Source organism: Candidatus Brocadia sp. (assembly GCA_021646415.1).
GTDB lineage: Bacteria > Planctomycetota > Brocadiia > Brocadiales > Brocadiaceae > Brocadia.
On sequence record SOEU01000006.1, the window covers coordinates 145,854 to 164,521 of the forward strand.

Here is an 18,668-nt window from a genome sequence, read left to right on the forward strand (position 1 = left end):
AAAGGCCCAATTTTAACAGCGTTAATTTGTATGCCGGTCGTGTACTAAACATTTGTTTAATCTGCGAAATACTTCTGACACAAATGTGGAAATGCATCAATGATAAGAAAATGCAAGTATTCGTTATCGACAAAGACATTCTTTGCGATTATCATTATACTCCTTCCGATATTTATCACTTTTTTCTGGCGGTACTATAAAAGCAAGTGTCGTTTAGAAGAACAAGTACTGAGCAATCTGACCGTTATTGCAGAAGCCTATGAAGGACAGGTCTATCAATTTCTGGAGATGTCAAAACGGCGCGTCCAGGACTTTGCCAGTGATGGCCTTGTAAAGGCAACGCTCCACAAGAAAATCTACGGGAAAAAAATTTCAACCACTATCCTCAATAAACACCTCCTTAAGAATAAACTCCCACTTGACAAGACCATACATACCATTCATGTCCTTTCCCTGGAAGGACGGGTTGTTGCTTCCACAAATCGTTTTGAAATTGGTAAGGATGTTTCTAACGAGCTCTACTTTGTACAAGGAAAGGGCCGCGTAACAATCATAGAAAGTTATCAGGGAGACGAAGGATTGCCTGTGATTGCGGTTTCAGCCCCTGTTTTAGCGAGAACTACAAATAAACCTATCGGAGTAATTGTCAACTTCATCCGGATTGCAGAGCTTAATAAAATTTTATCCGGAGAATATACCAGGGATATGGGTGCAATCTCCTGGAATAGAGGAAGATGGAGTACCATGGAGGTCTATTTGGTAGATAAAGAAAAACTCATGCTTACAGAATCCATATTTATTGAGTCCGCTGCTTTAAGACAAAGAGTCGATACCCCTCCCGTGAGAGCATGTTTGGAGTTAAACAAAGAGATGTCCGGGTTTTATAAGGATTACCGTGGTAAAGAGATTGCAGGTGCATCCATGTATATACCATCTATGAAATGGACACTCCTGGTTGAGATTGATAAGGCAGAGGTACTTGCTCCTATAAAAAATATTTTTGTGAATGCATGGATTACCGCGGTAGTTATTGTCGTGGTAATTGGCGTACTATTTATTGGTTTTGTAAAAAAGGTGGTAAGGCCCCTCCGTACAATTTCCGATGCTGCAAAGGATATCGCAGCGGGAAATTTTGGTAGTATCATTCCGGTTCAAGCGAGAGATGAGATCGGGCGGCTTTGCGAGTCGTTTAATACTATGTCCAGAGATATTAAAACCAGAACGATGGCGCTTGTGAAGAGCGAGGCCAGTCTTGCCGAGGCGCAAGGAATTGCTCACCTTGGAAACTGGGAGTGGAATATTGTGAAAAATGAGGTGTTCTGGAGTGACGAGATTTACCGAATCTATGGTTTCGCGCCACACGAATTTGCCGTTACCTATGAGTTTTTTTTCAATTGCGTTCACCCTGACGATCGGGAATTTGTAAAAAAATCCGTTGAAGATGCCTTGTCTGGAAAAAAATCTTACGACATTGACTTCCGCATAATTTGCAAAGATGGGGCAGTGCGCCATGTTCATAAAAAGGCTGTAGTTGTGCTTGACGAAACGGGAAAGGCCGTTCGGATGGTTGGAACGGTACAGGATATTACTGAGCGCAAGCAACTCGAAGAGGAAATGCATTTTTTGCAGACAATGGTTCTGGAAGTCAGCGCCTCCGGAGATTTACACGAAGCCCTGGTTGTTGCAATACAGAAGATATGTGACATGACCGGTTGGGTGTATGGCGAGGCGTGGATTTGCAATCCGGAAAATACCCTCTTGATGCGCAATCATGCATTTTATAGCAGAAGAGAAGAGTTAGAGAGGTTCAGTACCTTTTCCAATGGGGTTACTTTTCCAATGGGAGTAGGGCTTCCCGGTCGTGCATGGGCCATGAAACAGCCGATGTGGATACAGGATGTTACACGTGATCCAGACTACCAACGGGCGCAGATTGCAAGAGACGTTGGGCTGAAGATGGGGGTCGCCTTTCCTATCATTAGTGACAATGAAGTGATCACTGTTATTGTCTTCTATAAATTAGAGGCGGAAAAAAGGGATGAGCGGCTGGTTAGAATTGTTTTAACAGCGGTAACGCAATTGGGGCAGGTTATCAAACGCAAGCGGGCAGAAGATGCCCTTCGATTGAGTGAGGAAAGATTGCGATCTATCCTTGATAATACCTCTTCAATTGTCTATGTTAAGGACCTGTTTGGCCAATATGTCTTTGCCAATAAACGATTTAAGAGATTACATCTCATAGCAGGAGAAAAAGGCAAGACAGACTATGACTTATGGTCAAAGGAAATGGCTGATGCGTTTCGGACAAATGATAAAAAAGTACTTGAAGCGAAAATTCCTATGGAGTTTGATGAAACGGTGCCGCAAAAGGATGGGTTGCACACGTATATTTCTGTAAAGTTTCCGCTTTTCGATTCAACCGGGGCTATTTACGCAGTTTGTGGCATTTCCACGGATATCACAGAGCGTAAACATATGGAAGAACAACTACAAAAATTATCCTGTGCCGTTGAGCAAAGTCCAAGCACGGTTATTATTACTGACACAAAAGGAAACATTCAATACGTTAATCCGAAGTTTACCCAATTAACAGGTTATACACCTGAAGAAGTTATCGGGAAAAATCCCCGTATCTTAAAATCAGGTAAGGCATCACCCGATGAATACAAAGAGCTATGGGATGCGATTACCTCTGGACGCGAATGGTCGGGAGAGATTATAAATAAGAAAAAGGGTGGAGAATTTTACTGGGAACTCATGAGTATTTCACCCATAAAAGATGCGCGGGGAGTGATTACGAATTTTCTTAAAGTCGCTGAAGATATTACAGAAATTAAACAAGCGGATGAGGAGAAAGAAAAACTGAGAGAACAACTTTATCATGCCCAAAAAATGGAAGCCGTTGGTCAGCTTGCGGGAGGAATTGCCCACGACTTTAATAACATACTGACCGCAATTGTGGGATACGGAGAATTATTACAAATGGAAATGAAGGCCGATGGTCTATCAGGAGTTTATGTTCAAAAGATACTTACGTCAGCGAGAAGGGCCACGAAATTAACACAGGGACTCCTTACATTTAGCAGAAAAAATATAACCGATCAAAAACCGATAAAATTGCACAAGCTGATAAAAGATATAGAAAACCTCTTAATAAGGCTCATTCGGGAGAATATTGAACTCAGGGTAATTCTTTCCGATAAGGACATTACGATAATGGCAGACAGCGGTCAGCTCGAGCAAGTTTTTATGAATCTTACCACAAATGCAAGTGATGCCATGCCTGCTGGCGGCATCATAATCTTGAGCACGGATGTGCTGGAATTGGATAAAGAATTTATAAAGACGCACGGTTATGGCAAGCCAGGAATGTATGCCCTCATATCTTTTTCGGATACGGGCGTAGGTATGGATGAGACGACCAAAAAAAGGGCCTTTGAACCATTCTTTACCACCAAGGAAGTGGGAAAAGGCACAGGTCTTGGACTTGCGATTGTATATGGGATAATCAAACAACATAATGGCTACATAAATGTCTATAGCGAACCTGGCAAAGGCACAACGTTCCGGATATATTTGCCATTAATCGAATCTACCAATGAGGAGGCAAAATCAGAAATGACTGCTAGTGTATCTGGTGGCACGGAAACGATACTCATCGCAGAGGACGAAACAGAAGTAAGGGAACTCACCAAAACGTTGCTCATCGGGTTTGGTTATAAGGTCATAGATGCGGCAGACGGAGAAGATGCAATACGTAAATTTGTTGAAAACAAAGAAACCATCGATCTTATTGTATTAGATGCTATAATGCCAAAAAAGAATGGCAGAGAGGTATACGAGGCAATACGAAATGTAAAACCAGAGATTAAAACCATTTTCGTAAGTGGTTATGGCGGTGATATTATTCAGGAAAATGGCCTCTTTGAAAAGGGATTAATCTTTATCCCGAAACCTATTTCCCCAACAAAATTTTTGAAAAAGGTAAGACAAGTGCTGGATAAATAAATTGAGGGACTACGAAAAATGAAATCAGCATATGAAATCAATTTGCCAGTAACATATCATTCACAATCCACAATTCTCATTGTCGACGATGACCCTTACGTTCTTGACTCTCTCTCATTACTGATGAGTAAGCATGGCTATGCAGTTTTTTCTTGCCTGGATGTTAAAGAAGCTATGTATAAATTGCAGACAACTGGAATTGACGTGGTGTTAACGGACGTTAATATGCCGGAGGTTTCAGGGATTGAACTGCTTGAAATAGTCCATGACCGTTATCCGGCAATACCGGTAATTTTGATGACTGCATATGCTGAACTGGACATAGCAATTGACGCAATAAAAAAAGGCGTCTTTGACTTTATCATCAAGCCGTATAAAACTGATTATCTTCTCTATGCAATAGAAAAGGCAATTCGATACAGCAAACTTTTACAAATAGAAAAGAATTACCACCGGATGCTCGAAGATACAGTAAAGAAAAAGACGAAGGAATTATCGGATGCCCTGGTAACGATTAAAAGTATGAGCAAAGAGGTAATTCAGCGCTTGTCATCTGCGGCTGAATTCAAGGATACAGAGACTGGCGCCCACATTTCAAGGATCGGACGCTATTCGCAAAAGATTGCTCAGACCATGAATATGCCGATGGATTTCGTTGAAACAATAATATTTGCGAGTCCTATGCATGATATCGGTAAAATAGGCATACCCGATAGCATACTTTTAAAATCAGGCCCTCTTACCCCAGCAGAATTTGAGATTATGAAGACACATACAAGAATAGGAGAGAAAATACTTTCAGGTTCATCACATCACGATATCCAAATGTCGGCATCGATTGCCTTAAATCATCATGAGAAGTGGGATGGTACGGGATACCCGAGAGGATTGAAAGGAGACGAGATACCGGTCGAGGGCAGGATAGTAATGCTTTGTGACCAGTATGATGCATTGCGGAGTGAAAGGCCATACAAGCCGTCTTTAAGCCATAAGGAGGCTTTTGAAATAATAACCAAAGGAGACGGCAGGACAAAGCCAGAACACTTCGACCTAAAGGTATTGAGCGCATTTATTGCGGTTGCCCCAAGTTTTGAAGAGATATTCATAACCTGTGAGGGCAAACCTTAAACACCTAACCCGAACGAGTCGGAAAGGACAAAATCCGAAGCACGAAATTCGTGAGTCAATCCTGTCAGGATTTTAAACCCCGACAGGGTTAATTTGTCCATAATCTTTGCTCCTCTGAGGCTATTCTGAAAAACCTGACTCATTTGTGAAGATAAATTGCATATAAAGTATTTGATGAAGCTGATCCTTCATATCGACATGGATGCATTTTTTGCAGCAGTTGAGCAAAAGAGAAATCCGGAACTGATAGGGAAACCTCTTGTAATTGGAGGCAGCGGCGATCCCACCCAAAGGGGCGTAGTATCCACAGCGTCCTATGAAGCCAGAAAATATGGGATACATTCCGCAATGCCGTTAAGAATTGCATACAAACTCTGTCCCCATGCCGTTTTTCTCCCCGTGGATTATGAGGAGTATTCAAGGGTATCTGAAAGAATAAAAGACATCCTGAAAATATTCTGCCCAATAATGCAAGATGTCGGAATCGACGAAGCATTCCTTGATATATCCCAAATAGACAAGCCAGCAGAGGAGATTGCAAAAGAAATCAAAACGAAGATCAAACAGGAGACAGGTCTTACCTGTTCTATAGGAATAGCCCCCAATAAGCTCCTCTCAAAGATTGCCTCTGACATGCAAAAACCCGATGGGCTTACCATAATTACAGAGAATGATATAGAAAGCCGTATATGGCCATTACTTGTCAGAAAACTCTGGGGCGTGGGACCAAAAACAGAGGCCTATTTAAAGGAAATGGGTATTGAAACCATCGGACATCTAGCTTCATTACCAATGGATACCCTTGTTGAGAGATTTGGAAATTCTCACGGAACATATCTTTATGAGGCATCGAGGGGAATAGATGAGAGCCCTCTTATTACCCACTGGGAGCCAAAATCCACGAGCAGGGAAGTTACCTTTCAGAGTGATACGGACGATTGGCAGGTCATAGCCAGGACCCTTGCAGGACTCACGAGGGAGGTTGCGAACGATATGAAGCAGACTGGCTATAAGGGCAGGACTGTTACTGTGAAGGTGAGATTTAGTGATTTTGAAACCCACACTAGGGCAAAAACCCTTACAGAGCCCACAAACGCCGTAAATGAGATAAGAACGGCTGCCTTTGATTGTCTAAAGAGGTTTGAACTGAGAAAGAAGGTCAGGCTTATAGGCGTGAGGGTGGGAGGATTGGAAAAAGGTATAAATATGGACACGAATCCAAGTAACTGGCGCTGATTTCGGCCGGCAATTTTAAAATCGCACGGATGCGATCAGAAACACAAGGTCTAAACATCGCTTTTCTGATGATGGATATAAAGGTCATTTGCTTGTATTAAGAGCAGATAAAAATTACAAAATAATGTAATGTGCTCAAAACCCGCAAAACCACTGCCAGCAACTGTTGATTTTATTGGTAAAATTGTGAAGACACTTCTCCCTAACCCGCTCGCTATTTTCAATCTTCTTATTCTCCTTATTGACGGTACAGACGCGACTTTTTCTTGATCTTAAATTAATTCCGCAGTAATATTACATGAGGCACTTCCATTTAAACGTGTTCCTAACCGGTTCAGAAATGGGTTGTGGGTCCTGTTTCAAATACTTTCTGATAGATTTCTTTTTTCTCTCAGGAAATTGATAATAATTTCAATGCTGTCAGTTTACATTTTAAAAAATGAGTACTTATAAAAACAATGTCGTCTGGATTACGGGGGCTTCGTCGGGAATAGGTAAGGCTCTTGCGTACGAATTTTCGGGAGAAGGGGAGAAACTCGTTCTTTCTGCCAGAAGAGAATCTGAATTACAAAGGGTAAAACAAAACTGTGCCGATAACAAAGAAAACGTATTGGTTTTACCATTGGACCTAACAGACACAATTCAGGTACATAAAAAAGTGGAACACGTGTTACAGCATTTTGGGTAAGGTCGGTACGCCTCTGCGTTCAGCCTATTCTGCCTCCAAGCATGCACTTCATGGGTTCTTCGATTCCCTGAGAGCAGAAATTTGGAAAGACAATATTCACGTAACTATTATTTGCCTGGGCTATATCAGAACGAACGTATCCTTAAATGCACTAACGGAAAAAGGAGAAAAATATAATAAAATGGACGACGGGCAGTTAAAAGGAATGGATTCGAAACAATGCGCAAGACAAATTCTTAATGCTATCAAAAGTAAAAAAAAGGAAGTATTGATTGGCAAAAAAGAAATCCTGGCTGTTTATGTAAAACGCTTTTTCCCATCAACATTCTCAAAGATAATAAGAACTGCGAGCAGCAGAGGCAGGCAAAAGGAAGGAAAAACGTTGTGAAGGATCATGATATCAGAAAGATCGCCGTTGTCGGTGCTGGTTTGATGGGGCATGGGATTGCCCAGGAATTTGCTTTAGCGGGATATAAAGTCCATCTGAACGATCTCACGAAAGAAAAGCTCAAACAAGCCCTCAAACATATTCAAGAGAATCTCCAGATGCTCATGCGGATAGGGTTAGTGACCCGTGAACAGGTTGAGTTGGTTCAGACCAGGCTCCATACCAGCGTGGTACTTCAGGATGCTGTTAGAGATGCCGATGTGGTTATTGAATCGGTGTTGGAAGATCTGAAGCTCAAGCAAAAGATATTTCAGGAACTTGACACGATGTGTCCAGAACGCACTATTCTGGCAAGTAATACCTCTACCATGATGCCAGGTAAACTGGCATCGGTAACCAGGCGTCCAGGCAAGGTACTGGCGACACATTACATCAATCCCCCTTATTTAATGCCGCTTGTTGAAATCGTCCGCTGCCAGGCGACATCTGATGAAACGGTTACAACCATTTTTAATTTGCTTACGAAAATAGGAAAACGCCCCATCGTCCTCCAGAAAGAGGTGCCAGGTTTTGTCGTCAATCGCCTTCAGGGAGCGTTATTTCGTGAGGCGTTGTGGCTTGTGCAAAAGGGAATTGTTACTCCACAAGATGTAGATAGTGTCATGAAGACCAGTCTCGGCCTGCGCTGGGCAGCCGCTGGTGTCTTCGAGATATTTGAAATAGCGGGATGGGATTTTGTGTTGGCTGGCGCTTCTGAGCTTCTTCCCCATCTCGAATCTTCACCTGAGGTGCCACCGCTGTTACGGGAAAAGGTCGAACGGGGAGAGTTAGGAGTGAAGACCGGAAAGGGGTTTTATGAATGGACAGCAGAGTCTGCTGAGTTCCTGAAACAAAGAATCGCACAAGCTCTGGTCAAGATATCACAATGGACCTAAATAATTTGACGTCTGTAACACCATATATCGACTGGCAAGCAGAAACAGAATAAGAAACGAGAGGGGAAGAAGTTATGTCTAGGATAAAAATTACCCCTTCTTTATGCATAAAATGCGGCGCCTGTGTGCTGTCTTGCCCACGGACTATATTTATTCAGCATACAAAGGAATCCGTTCCTGATATTGCACAGGAAGAGTTGTGTAACCTTTGTGGTCACTGTGTTGCTATCTGTCCACAAGAAGCAATAAGCCACAGGGATTTTCCACAAGGCAGTATAAAGCCTGTTAATCAGGAAATCATTCCTTCAGCCGGGCAAATAATGGAGATAATCAAGGCACGGCGCTCCATACGGGCATTTAGGGAGAAGCCGGTTGAAAAGGAAATCATCGAAAAGATCATTGACGGTGCGCGTTTTGCTCCCAGTGCCCATAATACACAAAGTACCAAATTTGTTGTAATCCAGGACAAAGTTGTGTTGAATAGGATTGTAGAATTAACGGCATTTTCTTTTGCCAAAATCGTCAGGCAATTGCAAAATCCCGTAATAAAAATGTTATTTCTTGTACTTGCCAGAAAGAAAGTTAAAGGGCTACTTCATTCGCTACCAATTTTTCATAGGATTGTAAATGCCGTTCACAATGGGAAAGATCCTATCCTTCATAATGCCCCGGTTCTCCTTATCTTCCATGCAGACAAAAGCATTGTTTTTTCAGATGTAAATGCAACCCTTGCACTCAATAATGCCTCTTTGATTAGTCATGCACTGGGTTTAGGGAGCTTTTATGCAGGATATGTGGTTGCAGCATGTTGCCGGGATAACAGCATTCATGGACTTTTTTCTATACCAAAAAATCACCAAATTTATGGTGCTTTAGCCCTGGGTTATCCAAAATTCAAATATGAAAACTGGATAGAGAGAAAGCCGGCTCAAATAGAATGGCTGTAGTACATACCATTCTGGTTTACTACATTCCCTTTTGATACAAGCAGTTCGATAGAAATGTCGAAAATCGCGACTATTTAGCCAGGTGAAGTTTTGCCATGTGTAAGACTGGATGCTATAATAAATTCAGTATGACACGGCGATTTTATTTGTCGATCTGAATTTTTTTCAGCATCTCTTCGTGATTACTTCACCTGGCTAAATAGTTACCGAAAATCTCATGGCTGGTTTAGCCTTATAGATTGAACCCTATATTTTGAACCGGGCTAGGTCTTGAACTGTTGCCAACCATAAAAAATGCCAACTGTTTCGGTTCAGTCGAGGATGATTGAACCAGCAAAACGTATGAATGAAAACCTATACATTATTCCATACATCGTATATGAGAGAGGTTGAAGAAGGAATTGGCAAGGTTATGCCTGCTACGTTTTAACAAAATATCTCAGATAAACTAATGCCCCGAAATCATAGAAAAAATGTAAGAGAACGGGTGTAAGAATACTTTGATGCAGATGAAATAAGATTCCAATGTAAAATCCCATGATTGTAACAAAAATGCCATAAGCAGGTGTTATGAAGTGGAGAAGTCCAAAAATGATGCTTGCAGGCACAATACCAAATGTAACTTGAAGTACTCCCCTGAATAACAATTCCTCGGCAAAACCTGCAAAAAGAGAAATCAAATACAGATCAAAGAGATTTGCTTTATCAAATATTGATTTGACATCCGTTATTACCAGCTTCCTCAGTGAACCTATAAAAGGAATAGTCTCTCCCCTTTTTGAAAGCAGGAAAATAAATAGGGACAGTGGTATCCATGCCCCAAAAGTTCCTATTAAAAAGTCGTACAAAAGACTTTCTGTCTGGAAGAGTAGTTTAACGTCAAAATATTTGGCAAGAAATAAGGCGATAGCTAATACTGTTCCTTCTATCGCACAGGTTGCTGATAAAAGTTTGTATCTGGACAAATGGTATAGGGTCTCTTGAATTAGTGTTTATGTTTACAAAAATGCATTTTGCCCATTTTATTCACAAAATGATAGGGACGGCTTTATTTTATACTTCCTGTAAATACATAATCATTACCCGCTACCCCTACATGACAATTGATACACGCATCGACCTTACCCTCCTGGCGAGGTGTTGTCCTATTTCGTCTATCACCTTCTTAAATACATCAAAAGAACCCCTTTCTTGCGCTCTTATCCTATTGTCCTGTCGGACAGAAAGGGCAGTGCAGGTTGTACAGGTTTCCAGTCTCTGCAAGTATCTTTGTAGGATAATAGGGAAGCTTTATCCTTCCAGGGAATGCGTAAACATGAGGTATAAGGGAATTGGATATCTTTTTAATTGCGGACATTCTTTGTGTCACCATGATGCGTTCTTTCCCAGAGCTTTACATATTTTGCAAAAACGAAGAAGGCACTCGAAGCCGCAACAATAAATCCAGGCAAACCATCGAGGAAACCCATCTTTATGATATATATTTTGATAAACTTACCGAGTGGTCGAAAAATTAATTGGAACAGACTAAACCGTTTATTACGTTCGTTCACATCAGCGAAGATATTGGAATAGTTGTCGATTGTTCTTAATTGATGAGAAAAGTTTTTATAATTAAAATGGTTAATATCATGTTTCATGTATCGGGTTTTGCCGTCTACAATAACCCGCCCATGAGGATTTGTACCTTGCCACTGTCCGCTTCCCCTCTTGAAGAGTCGCAATTGATAATCAGGATACCAGTCCCCATGATAAATCCACCGTCCGAGATAAAAACAACGTCTGGGAAAAATGAATCCCACTATAGTACCAGGATTACGAACCGCCTCCTGGATTTCCCCGATAAGTCCCGGAGATAGCCGTTCATCGGCATCCAAACAAAGGATCCAATCGTTTTTTGCCAAACCAATAGTATAATTCTTCTGATCGATATTTCCTGGCCATGCTCTTTGATATACCCGTTCTGTGTATTCCTTACAAATATCCACCGTCTTATCCGTACTGAATGAATCTACCACAATAATCTCATCTACCCACTTTACACTTTCAAGGCAATCACGGATACGGGATTCTTCGTTGAAGGTGATAATGCAGGCTGATATGGGAAATTTTTGGTCCATTGCCACTTGGAATAAATTGTACCTCAATAATCTCTATCTATACTTTTCTAAAAGTTGTTTCATAATATTTGCATTGATCGATTTGTTCTTTTGTGCAGGATGTCGATTTATATGAAAACATGCGTAATTCCCCAAATAACATTTAACTTGATGTTTTTCATTCTTCTGAACAAGGATATCCTGGGTATCCAAACCCTTGCTAAAGACACCAAAGGGTGAAACTTGTTCCGCAAACCGTAAAAGAGGAAATAAATGATTTTCGTCGATGTAAAAATCTGAACACTGACTCAAGGAAATGCAGTTGTCGGGTATCTGCGAAATGAGAAACGCCTCTCTCTGTAACGTGGGGTGACGTCTTTTAAAAATACCGACAGGAACAGGCACATTGATTTTTAATGCAAATAAGGCATTTGCCTTCATCCATATTTGGGTAATGTAACGGTAATTAAACCCCGGATCAGTATCCTCTTTGAAATGCAAAATCTGAAAGTGGTTTCTATAAAAAACACTTCTGGTTGTTTCTTCAAGGGTATTTAACAGTGTTACCAACATTTCCGGTGTATATTTCTTCCGATAGTACCCCAAAAATGTATCAGATTTAAAAATGCCGAATGTTCTGTTTTCGTGAACACAAAGTCTGGAGGCCTTTTTGGCGTCTTTTTTCTGTATACGCACAGTTAACTCTTTAATTCGCCTTGCTAAGTTTTTGCACCGAATAAAATCCCCGTTTGTATAAGACCGGAGAAATCTGATTCGGTCAGAGTTCGTAAAGCCTTTTTCCCGATTCAATTTAGCAAAATACCACACCCGCAGCTTGTCCTTAAGCCCTTTTGTTTGTACTGAAACCATTTCAAAATCAATCAAGATTACCTTTTTGCCTCCGGTTCCGTCACTATATACTAAAAAATTATCCAACGAAAATGCATCCTGTATGATACCTGATTCATACATATTCTTTGCAAGTTCGCCAAATTTCTTTAAAACATCCCTTCTCTCTGTAAGAACCGTACTGCTCTGCAAATATTCTCTCATCGAGCAACTGTTTTCGATCTTTCTTATTATTAAATAAGACTCCTTCGTGAAAATGTGTTTTTGTTCCCCACAAGCAACAGGTACCTCTACCGGAATACCTTTTCGTGCAGCCAGGTAGGTTGTGTAAAATTCATTAAATCCCCTCGTGCGCCTGAAAAGTTGTTTCGTCTTTTGAAGTAGATGCGGGTAGTTGTATATTTTCACAAGGTAAGTCTCTTTTCTATTCTCATGGGTAATTTCAAATTCACCCATTTTCTTATACCGATGTCTTCTGAAAAGAGGATTTGTTAATAGGGCATCACCGGTAGTCCCTTTTATTTGTTCTAGAAATGGAATCAAAAAGGAATGATGAGTGCGGACAATCCAATGGACATGCCCAATTCTTTTTGATAGATACCCTTCAAATGTAAGAGGTTTTGGTATAGAAAAGGGGGAAGTAATGAAACTTAGCAAATGAGAAAAAAACTGCATCTGAAAAATGGTATTTTAATTATAAATTTTAATTTGGGAGTTTTTTCGTCTCTTTATTTTGCCCCCGTTCCCATAGCTTTACATATTTTGCAAAAACGTAGAAGGCACTCGAAGTCGCAATAATAAATCCAGACAAACCATCGAGGAAGCCCATCTTTAAGATATATAGTTGAATAAACTTCCAGAGTGGTCGAAAAATTAATTGGAACAGACTGAACCTTTTACCACGTTCGTTCACATCAGCGAAGATATCGGAATAGTTGTTGATTGTCCTTAATTGATGAGAAAAGTTTTCGTAGGTAAAGTGGTAAATGTCACATTTCAGATACCTGGTTTTCCCATTTACAAAAAATCTGTCATGAGGATTTATACCCTGAAATAGTCCAAATCCCTTTCTAAAGAGTCGCAATTGGTAATTAGGATACCAACCCCCATGGTAAATCCAGCGATTAAGATAAAAAGTACATCGGGGAAAAAGAAATCCTATGGTGTCTCCGGGATTACGAATGACCTCCTGAATCTCCGGAATAAGTCCCGGCGATAGCCTTTCATCGGCATCCAGAGAAAGAATCCAGTCATTCTTTGCCAAACCAATGGTGTAGTTCTTTTGGTCGATATGTCCCGGCCATGCACGTTGATAGACCCGTTCGGTATATTCTCTGCAAATATCTACCGTCTTATCCGTGCTGAATGAATCCACCACAATAATCTCATCTACCCACTTTACACTCCCAAGGCAATCACGGATGCGGGATTCTTCGTTAAGAGTGATAATGCAGGCAGATATGGGACATTTTTGGTCTACCATAAGTTATACATTTTTCGTGTTTCTATTGAATGAAACACAAATTGGAGTTTTCGTTTTAGGAAAGGTTGGCTCAATAAGAAACCAATACAACGATTTTCAGGCAGGGTTAGTTTGAATAAAAATATTTGTGATTCAGATATTTTCCTCTTCATTTTCCTCCTGAGCGCTTTTCTCCACGATTTTTTCTTCTGCCGCAGCCCCTCCTAAGGCTTTTTCTGTACCCTCTCCAGTTTTTGTTTCTTCTGGAACAACCCGCGCAACGGAGACCAGTTTATCTCCCCCTTCTATAGAAAAAAGCGTGACCCCTTGTGTATTCCTTCCGATGGCGCGAATGGTATTCACCGGTGTACGTATAACCTGTCCCCGTGCGGTAATCATTATTAGTTCGTCTTCGTCTCTCACATCAATCAGCGCCACGACCTTTCCGTTCCTGTCGGTGGTCTTAATATTTATAACACCCTGCCCGCCCCGATGATGGACGGGATATTCTGCAAAATCGGTACGTTTTCCGAAACCTTTTTCGCAAACGGTCAACAGAGAGGCATTCTCGTCAACAATCACGATATCCCTTACCTTGTCGTTCTCCTTGAGTGTGATCCCTTTTACCCCGTGGGTTACTCGTCCCATGGTTCTGACATCCTCTTCGGAGAAACGCATGGCCTTTCCCTGTTCGGTACCAAGGATGATGTCCTGTTTACCGTTCGTTAATTTAACACCGATCAACTTATCCCCCTCATCCAGGTTAATAGCAATAATACCACCCTTTTTTGGATTTCCATAGGCGTTTAACACGGTCTTTTTGATAATGCCGTTGCTGGTCGCCATGACCAATTGCCGTTCGTCAAAATCTCTCACGGGAATAAGAGAAGTTACCTTTTCGCCTTCTTTAAATTCCAGCAAATTGACGAGCGCCCGACCTTTGGACGTTCTGGCCATTTGCGGAATATCGTAAACCTTGAGCCAGTAAACCCGGCCCTGATCGGTAAAAAACAGGATATAGTCATGTGTCGATGCTACAAATAAATGTTCTATGAAATCTCCCTCTTTCATGTCGGCACCTGCAACTCCCTTACCGCCACGATGTTGTCTCCGGTAGGATGTGAGAGGTAACCGTTTTATATATCCTTCGTGAGTAATGATAACAGCATTGCTTTCCTCCGCAATCAGGTCTTCTATATTAAACTCAGTAGCAGCGCTGACAATCTCCGTACGGCGTTTATCACCAAAACGTTCTTTAATTTCCCCGATATCTTTTTTGATAATATCCAGCACCAACTTTTCATTGGCAAGGATAGCCTGATATTCTTTGATATCGGCGCATAATTTTTTATATTCTTCCTCGATCTTTCCCTGTTCGAGTCCCGTTAACCTCTGGAGTTTCATATCCAGGATGGCGTTGGCTTGAAGTTCTGAGAGGGAAAATTTACTGATAAGTCCCTGGCGTGCACTTTCTACAGAGTCGGAGGTCTTGATCAGCCGGATAATTTCATCGATATGCTGGAGTGCAATCCGTAATCCTTCCAGGATATGTGCCCTTGCCTGTGCCTTCTCCAGCAAATAGTTTGTTCTGCGTATGATAACAACCTTTCGGTGCTCGATATAGTAGCTCAACATCTGTTTCAGATTGAGCGTTTCCGGCCGGTTGTTGATCAGGGCAATCATGATGATACTAAAACTGTCCTGGAGTTTGGTGTGTTTGTAAAGCTGGTTTAAAACAACTTCTTCGTCCTCACCTTTCTTCAGATCAATAACCAGACGGCTCCCTTCCCGGTCACTTTCATTACGGATGTCTGCAATGCCTTTCAGTTGTTCTTCCCGTACTAATTCAGCAATTCGTTCCAGGATATTATCCCTGTTAAGCTGATAGGGTATCTCGGTCACGACAATGCTCTTTTTCCCGCTCTTGGATGTTTCGACGTGTGCACGTGCACGTACGGTAATTGTTCCGCGACCAGTCCGATAACCCTCTTTGATCCCCTCGGTACCACAGATGAGCGCCCCTGTGGGGAAATCAGGCCCTTTGATGATCTTCATTAATTCATCAATGGTGATTTCGGGGGTGTCAATAACCGCAATAATTCCATCACAAATTTCATTCACATTATGTGGCGGAATACTTGTAGCCATCCCGACTGCTATACCAGAGCAACCATTGCAGAGCAAATTGGGAAATTTCGAAGGAAGGACAACCGGCTCCGTCCGGGTATCGTCATAATTGGGTACATAATCAACGGTCTCCCTTTCCAGGTCTTCCATAATGACCATGGTGGCTTCTGTCATACGCGCTTCTGTGTAACGCATGGCGGCGGGCGGGTCTCCATCGATGGAACCGAAGTTCCCTTGCCCCTCTATCAGGGGATATCGGTAATTAAAATCCTGCGCCATCCGGACGAGGGTAGGATAGACTACCTGCTCTCCGTGGGGATGATAATTGCCTGTAGTATCGCCTGCAATCTTGGCACACTTTCTAAATTTAGAACGGGGACCGAGTCCGAGGTCATTCATGGCAACCAGGATACGTCTCTGTGATGGTTTCAGGCCATCCCTTACGTCGGGAAGTGCACGGCTCATGATAACGCTCATGGCGTAACTCAGATACGAATCCTTCATCTCTTCTTCGATAAATAATTCTTTTATATTTTCTCTTCTTTCAACCATGTATATTGCTACCTGATAAAATTTTGTTTTCTGATATCCTTCCTGGGTAAAAAGCGACAAATAACAATCACTGAATTTTGTTACTGGTTATTGTTTGTATCAGTAATAACAAACGGGTTATTTGTCTTCTCCTCTTGAATCGTCGTTGACGGGCCATGCCCGGGATATACTATCGTTTTTTCGTCCAGTATGAATAATCGTTCTTTAATGGCTCGAATAAGTCTTTCCTGGCTGCAGCCCGGAAAATCTGTCCTGCCAATACTTTCTTTGAAAAGGCTGTCACCGGAAAACAGCACGGGGGGGCTTCCATTTCCCTTGTTCCGGCTGTATAAACATATCCCGCCGGGTGTGTGTCCGGGGGTGTGAATTATTTCAAAGGTGCATCCACCAATCGTAATGGTATCTCCATCCTTTAGTAACCGGTCTGCCTGAGGAGACCGTACCGTTGTTCCGCCATAAAAAGCAGCAAGTATGGAAAGGTTTTTTGCCGGATAAGGGAGCATATCCTGGTCTTCTTCATGTACGCAAATTTGAATGTCAGGAAAAGACCCTTTCAGTTCAGCATTGGCACCAATATGATCCCCATGTCCATGGGTAATTGCAATAATTTTGGGCAGCAGATGTCTTTTTTTTAGAAACGTAATGATCGTATCTGCTTCCGCACCGGGATCGATGATCATTGCCTCGGCAGAATCCTTTTCACGAACAATGTAACAACATACCTGCAATGGCCCTACAGGTATCTTCTGTATAAGCATGCTTCCGTTCTCTACTTTGATCGTAAATAGTTTTCGATCGTTTCTTTCAGTTCACAGGGACTTTTATTGTCCCAGAGTCCAATAATCTTTCGTTCACGTTCGGCGTTTTCCACGGCATCCGAGGCGTGAGCCGCGTTCTTCATGATATCCTCCCCGTAAATCCTCCGTACCTTGCCGGGTTCTCCCTTCTTCGAATCGGTAGGGCCGAGAATATTTCGTATTTTGTAAATGGCATCCGGACCCCGATACAACAGTGCAAGGCAACGGGCTGTTCCTGGCTTTTTCTTATCAGCTGGACTTGTTTTTTCTGGGTCCAACCCCGTCATGTACTGCACGATCTTATTAAATTCATGCATGGCATTCATGTCTTTCAGTTGTTCAGACAGTTGTTCCGCATGACCAGTAACAATTGTATTTGGTACCTCAAAGGTAAATATGGATTTAAAACTTTCTTTCAATTTTTCAACGATCTTTTCAGGTTTGGGTTTTAATTTTTCCCGAAAGATGTTTATTAACGGGCCATAGAACTCCTCGGCCTGAGCGATACTCATCCTCAAAAGCTTCACCCCAACTATAAATAAACCCGTTCTCGAAAACATATCAATGATATTTCCCGGCAATGGACTTTGCTCCTCAAAGGGTTTCAGGATGACTAAGGTTGTTTCGGCCTTGACCCCTTCAGGAAATTTTACAATATCCTCTAAAACTCCTCCGTCAGTTGGTAAATATTCGGCAAACAGGGCTAATTGTTTGTCGTTCGTGTGCTGGTCTGCTGCGGATACGACAGCCGGTTCAAAATACTCTACAGTACCATCCGAACTCTCCACGTAATCTCCAAAGCTTCCGCGGATGGTATGTCCCTGAAAACTGGTAATAGGCCCGATCACATCGTCCTTTAACTTTTCGAGGGCGCGGGGGCCTTTAAAGAAAAGGAGTACCGTTCGATTGGTAATTCTAAATTTGTTTACCTTACGAAAGTTACTGTTAATATAATCAGTCATGACCTTTTTCCATGCAGGCTTGCAGTCTTGTTCTTCGATGGTTGCGCAATATTTATCGACAAAGGCATCGCTCGGCGCAAACATCGTTGCGCCTACAACCTCTAAGTTTGTCAATGAAAGCAACCGGCCTAAAATACCGCCGGTACGGCTTTTTAAAAGGCTATAAGGAGTAATCAATGCATACGTCAGTTCGTCCGCCATAGGTTTGTTTTTCTCCAAAAATCCCAAAACCAGTATAGGAAATAATAAAAATGAATTTTAAACAGATAATTTTAACAAAATGGATAGGGTAGGTCAAATACTTTTAAGGGATTCCATAGCGCAATAAAGCCGCAACAAATCCCAGCCATCAAAGGTAGAGGAGGCTTAGGAGTGTGAAAACTTCCTGAAGAAGAATCTGAATTTGATCGGAGTGTACGCCTCCGATTACTTGCGCGATGGGTGTTGCTTGCGGCTCCTTGCAGGCCGCATGGCGTTAAAAGTCTACATC

General features: G+C 41.9%; 12 protein-coding genes and 1 pseudogene. 6 read left to right on the forward strand and 7 right to left on the reverse strand.

Going from position 1 to position 18,668, the window contains the following annotated elements:
* Window positions 1–99: 99 nt before the first annotated feature.
* The 6 genes and pseudogenes from E3K36_07110 (at window position 100) to E3K36_07135 (ending at window position 9,330) form a co-directional block, all read left to right on the forward strand.
* Window positions 100–4,008, forward strand: a complete 3,909-nt coding sequence (locus tag E3K36_07110; protein MCF6155011.1) for a PAS domain S-box protein — start codon at window positions 100–102, stop codon at window positions 4,006–4,008.
* An 18-nt stretch (window positions 4,009–4,026) separates the two neighbouring features.
* Window positions 4,027–5,136: a response regulator gene (locus tag E3K36_07115; protein ID MCF6155012.1), complete on the forward strand. Its 1,110-nt coding sequence runs from the start codon at window positions 4,027–4,029 to the stop codon at window positions 5,134–5,136.
* Between the two features lie 174 nt (window positions 5,137–5,310).
* Window positions 5,311–6,372, forward strand: coding sequence for a DNA polymerase IV (locus E3K36_07120; GenBank protein MCF6155013.1), 1,062 nt, complete (start codon window positions 5,311–5,313; stop codon window positions 6,370–6,372).
* A gap of 439 nt (window positions 6,373–6,811) precedes the next feature.
* Window positions 6,812–7,448: pseudogene (locus E3K36_07125) on the forward strand (SDR family NAD(P)-dependent oxidoreductase).
* Window positions 7,445–8,383, forward strand: coding sequence for a 3-hydroxyacyl-CoA dehydrogenase family protein (locus E3K36_07130; protein ID MCF6155014.1), 939 nt, complete (start codon window positions 7,445–7,447; stop codon window positions 8,381–8,383). The pseudogene E3K36_07125 and the gene E3K36_07130 overlap by 4 nt, the downstream one beginning before the upstream one ends.
* A gap of 74 nt (window positions 8,384–8,457) precedes the next feature.
* Entirely contained in the window at window positions 8,458–9,330 is an 873-nt protein-coding gene (locus E3K36_07135) for a nitroreductase (GenBank protein MCF6155015.1), read from the forward strand.
* A gap of 419 nt (window positions 9,331–9,749) precedes the next feature.
* Here E3K36_07135 and E3K36_07140 read toward each other — a convergent pair whose 3' ends face one another.
* The 7 genes from E3K36_07140 to E3K36_07170 form a co-directional block, all read right to left on the reverse strand.
* Window positions 9,750–10,316, reverse strand: a complete 567-nt coding sequence (locus E3K36_07140) for a CPBP family intramembrane metalloprotease (GenBank protein ID MCF6155016.1) — start codon at window positions 10,314–10,316, stop codon at window positions 9,750–9,752.
* Between the two features lie 357 nt (window positions 10,317–10,673).
* Window positions 10,674–11,450, reverse strand: coding sequence for a glycosyltransferase family 2 protein (locus E3K36_07145; protein MCF6155017.1), 777 nt, complete (start codon window positions 11,448–11,450; stop codon window positions 10,674–10,676).
* A 33-nt stretch (window positions 11,451–11,483) separates the two neighbouring features.
* A complete protein-coding gene (locus E3K36_07150) occupies window positions 11,484–12,953 on the reverse strand; it encodes a hypothetical protein (GenBank protein MCF6155018.1) in 1,470 nt (489 codons plus the stop codon).
* Window positions 12,954–12,981: 28 nt separating this feature from the next.
* Window positions 12,982–13,761, reverse strand: a complete 780-nt coding sequence (locus E3K36_07155; protein ID MCF6155019.1) for a glycosyltransferase family 2 protein — start codon at window positions 13,759–13,761, stop codon at window positions 12,982–12,984.
* 132 nt (window positions 13,762–13,893) lie between these two features.
* Window positions 13,894–16,419: a DNA gyrase subunit A gene (gene gyrA / locus E3K36_07160; protein MCF6155020.1), complete on the reverse strand. Its 2,526-nt coding sequence runs from the start codon at window positions 16,417–16,419 to the stop codon at window positions 13,894–13,896.
* 80 nt (window positions 16,420–16,499) lie between these two features.
* Complete coding sequence (locus E3K36_07165) at window positions 16,500–17,177, reverse strand: MBL fold metallo-hydrolase (protein MCF6155021.1); 678 nt, start codon at window positions 17,175–17,177, stop codon at window positions 16,500–16,502.
* 11 nt (window positions 17,178–17,188) lie between these two features.
* A complete protein-coding gene (locus E3K36_07170; GenBank protein ID MCF6155022.1) occupies window positions 17,189–18,379 on the reverse strand; it encodes a nucleoside-diphosphate kinase in 1,191 nt (396 codons plus the stop codon).
* Window positions 18,380–18,668 lie beyond the last annotated feature (289 nt).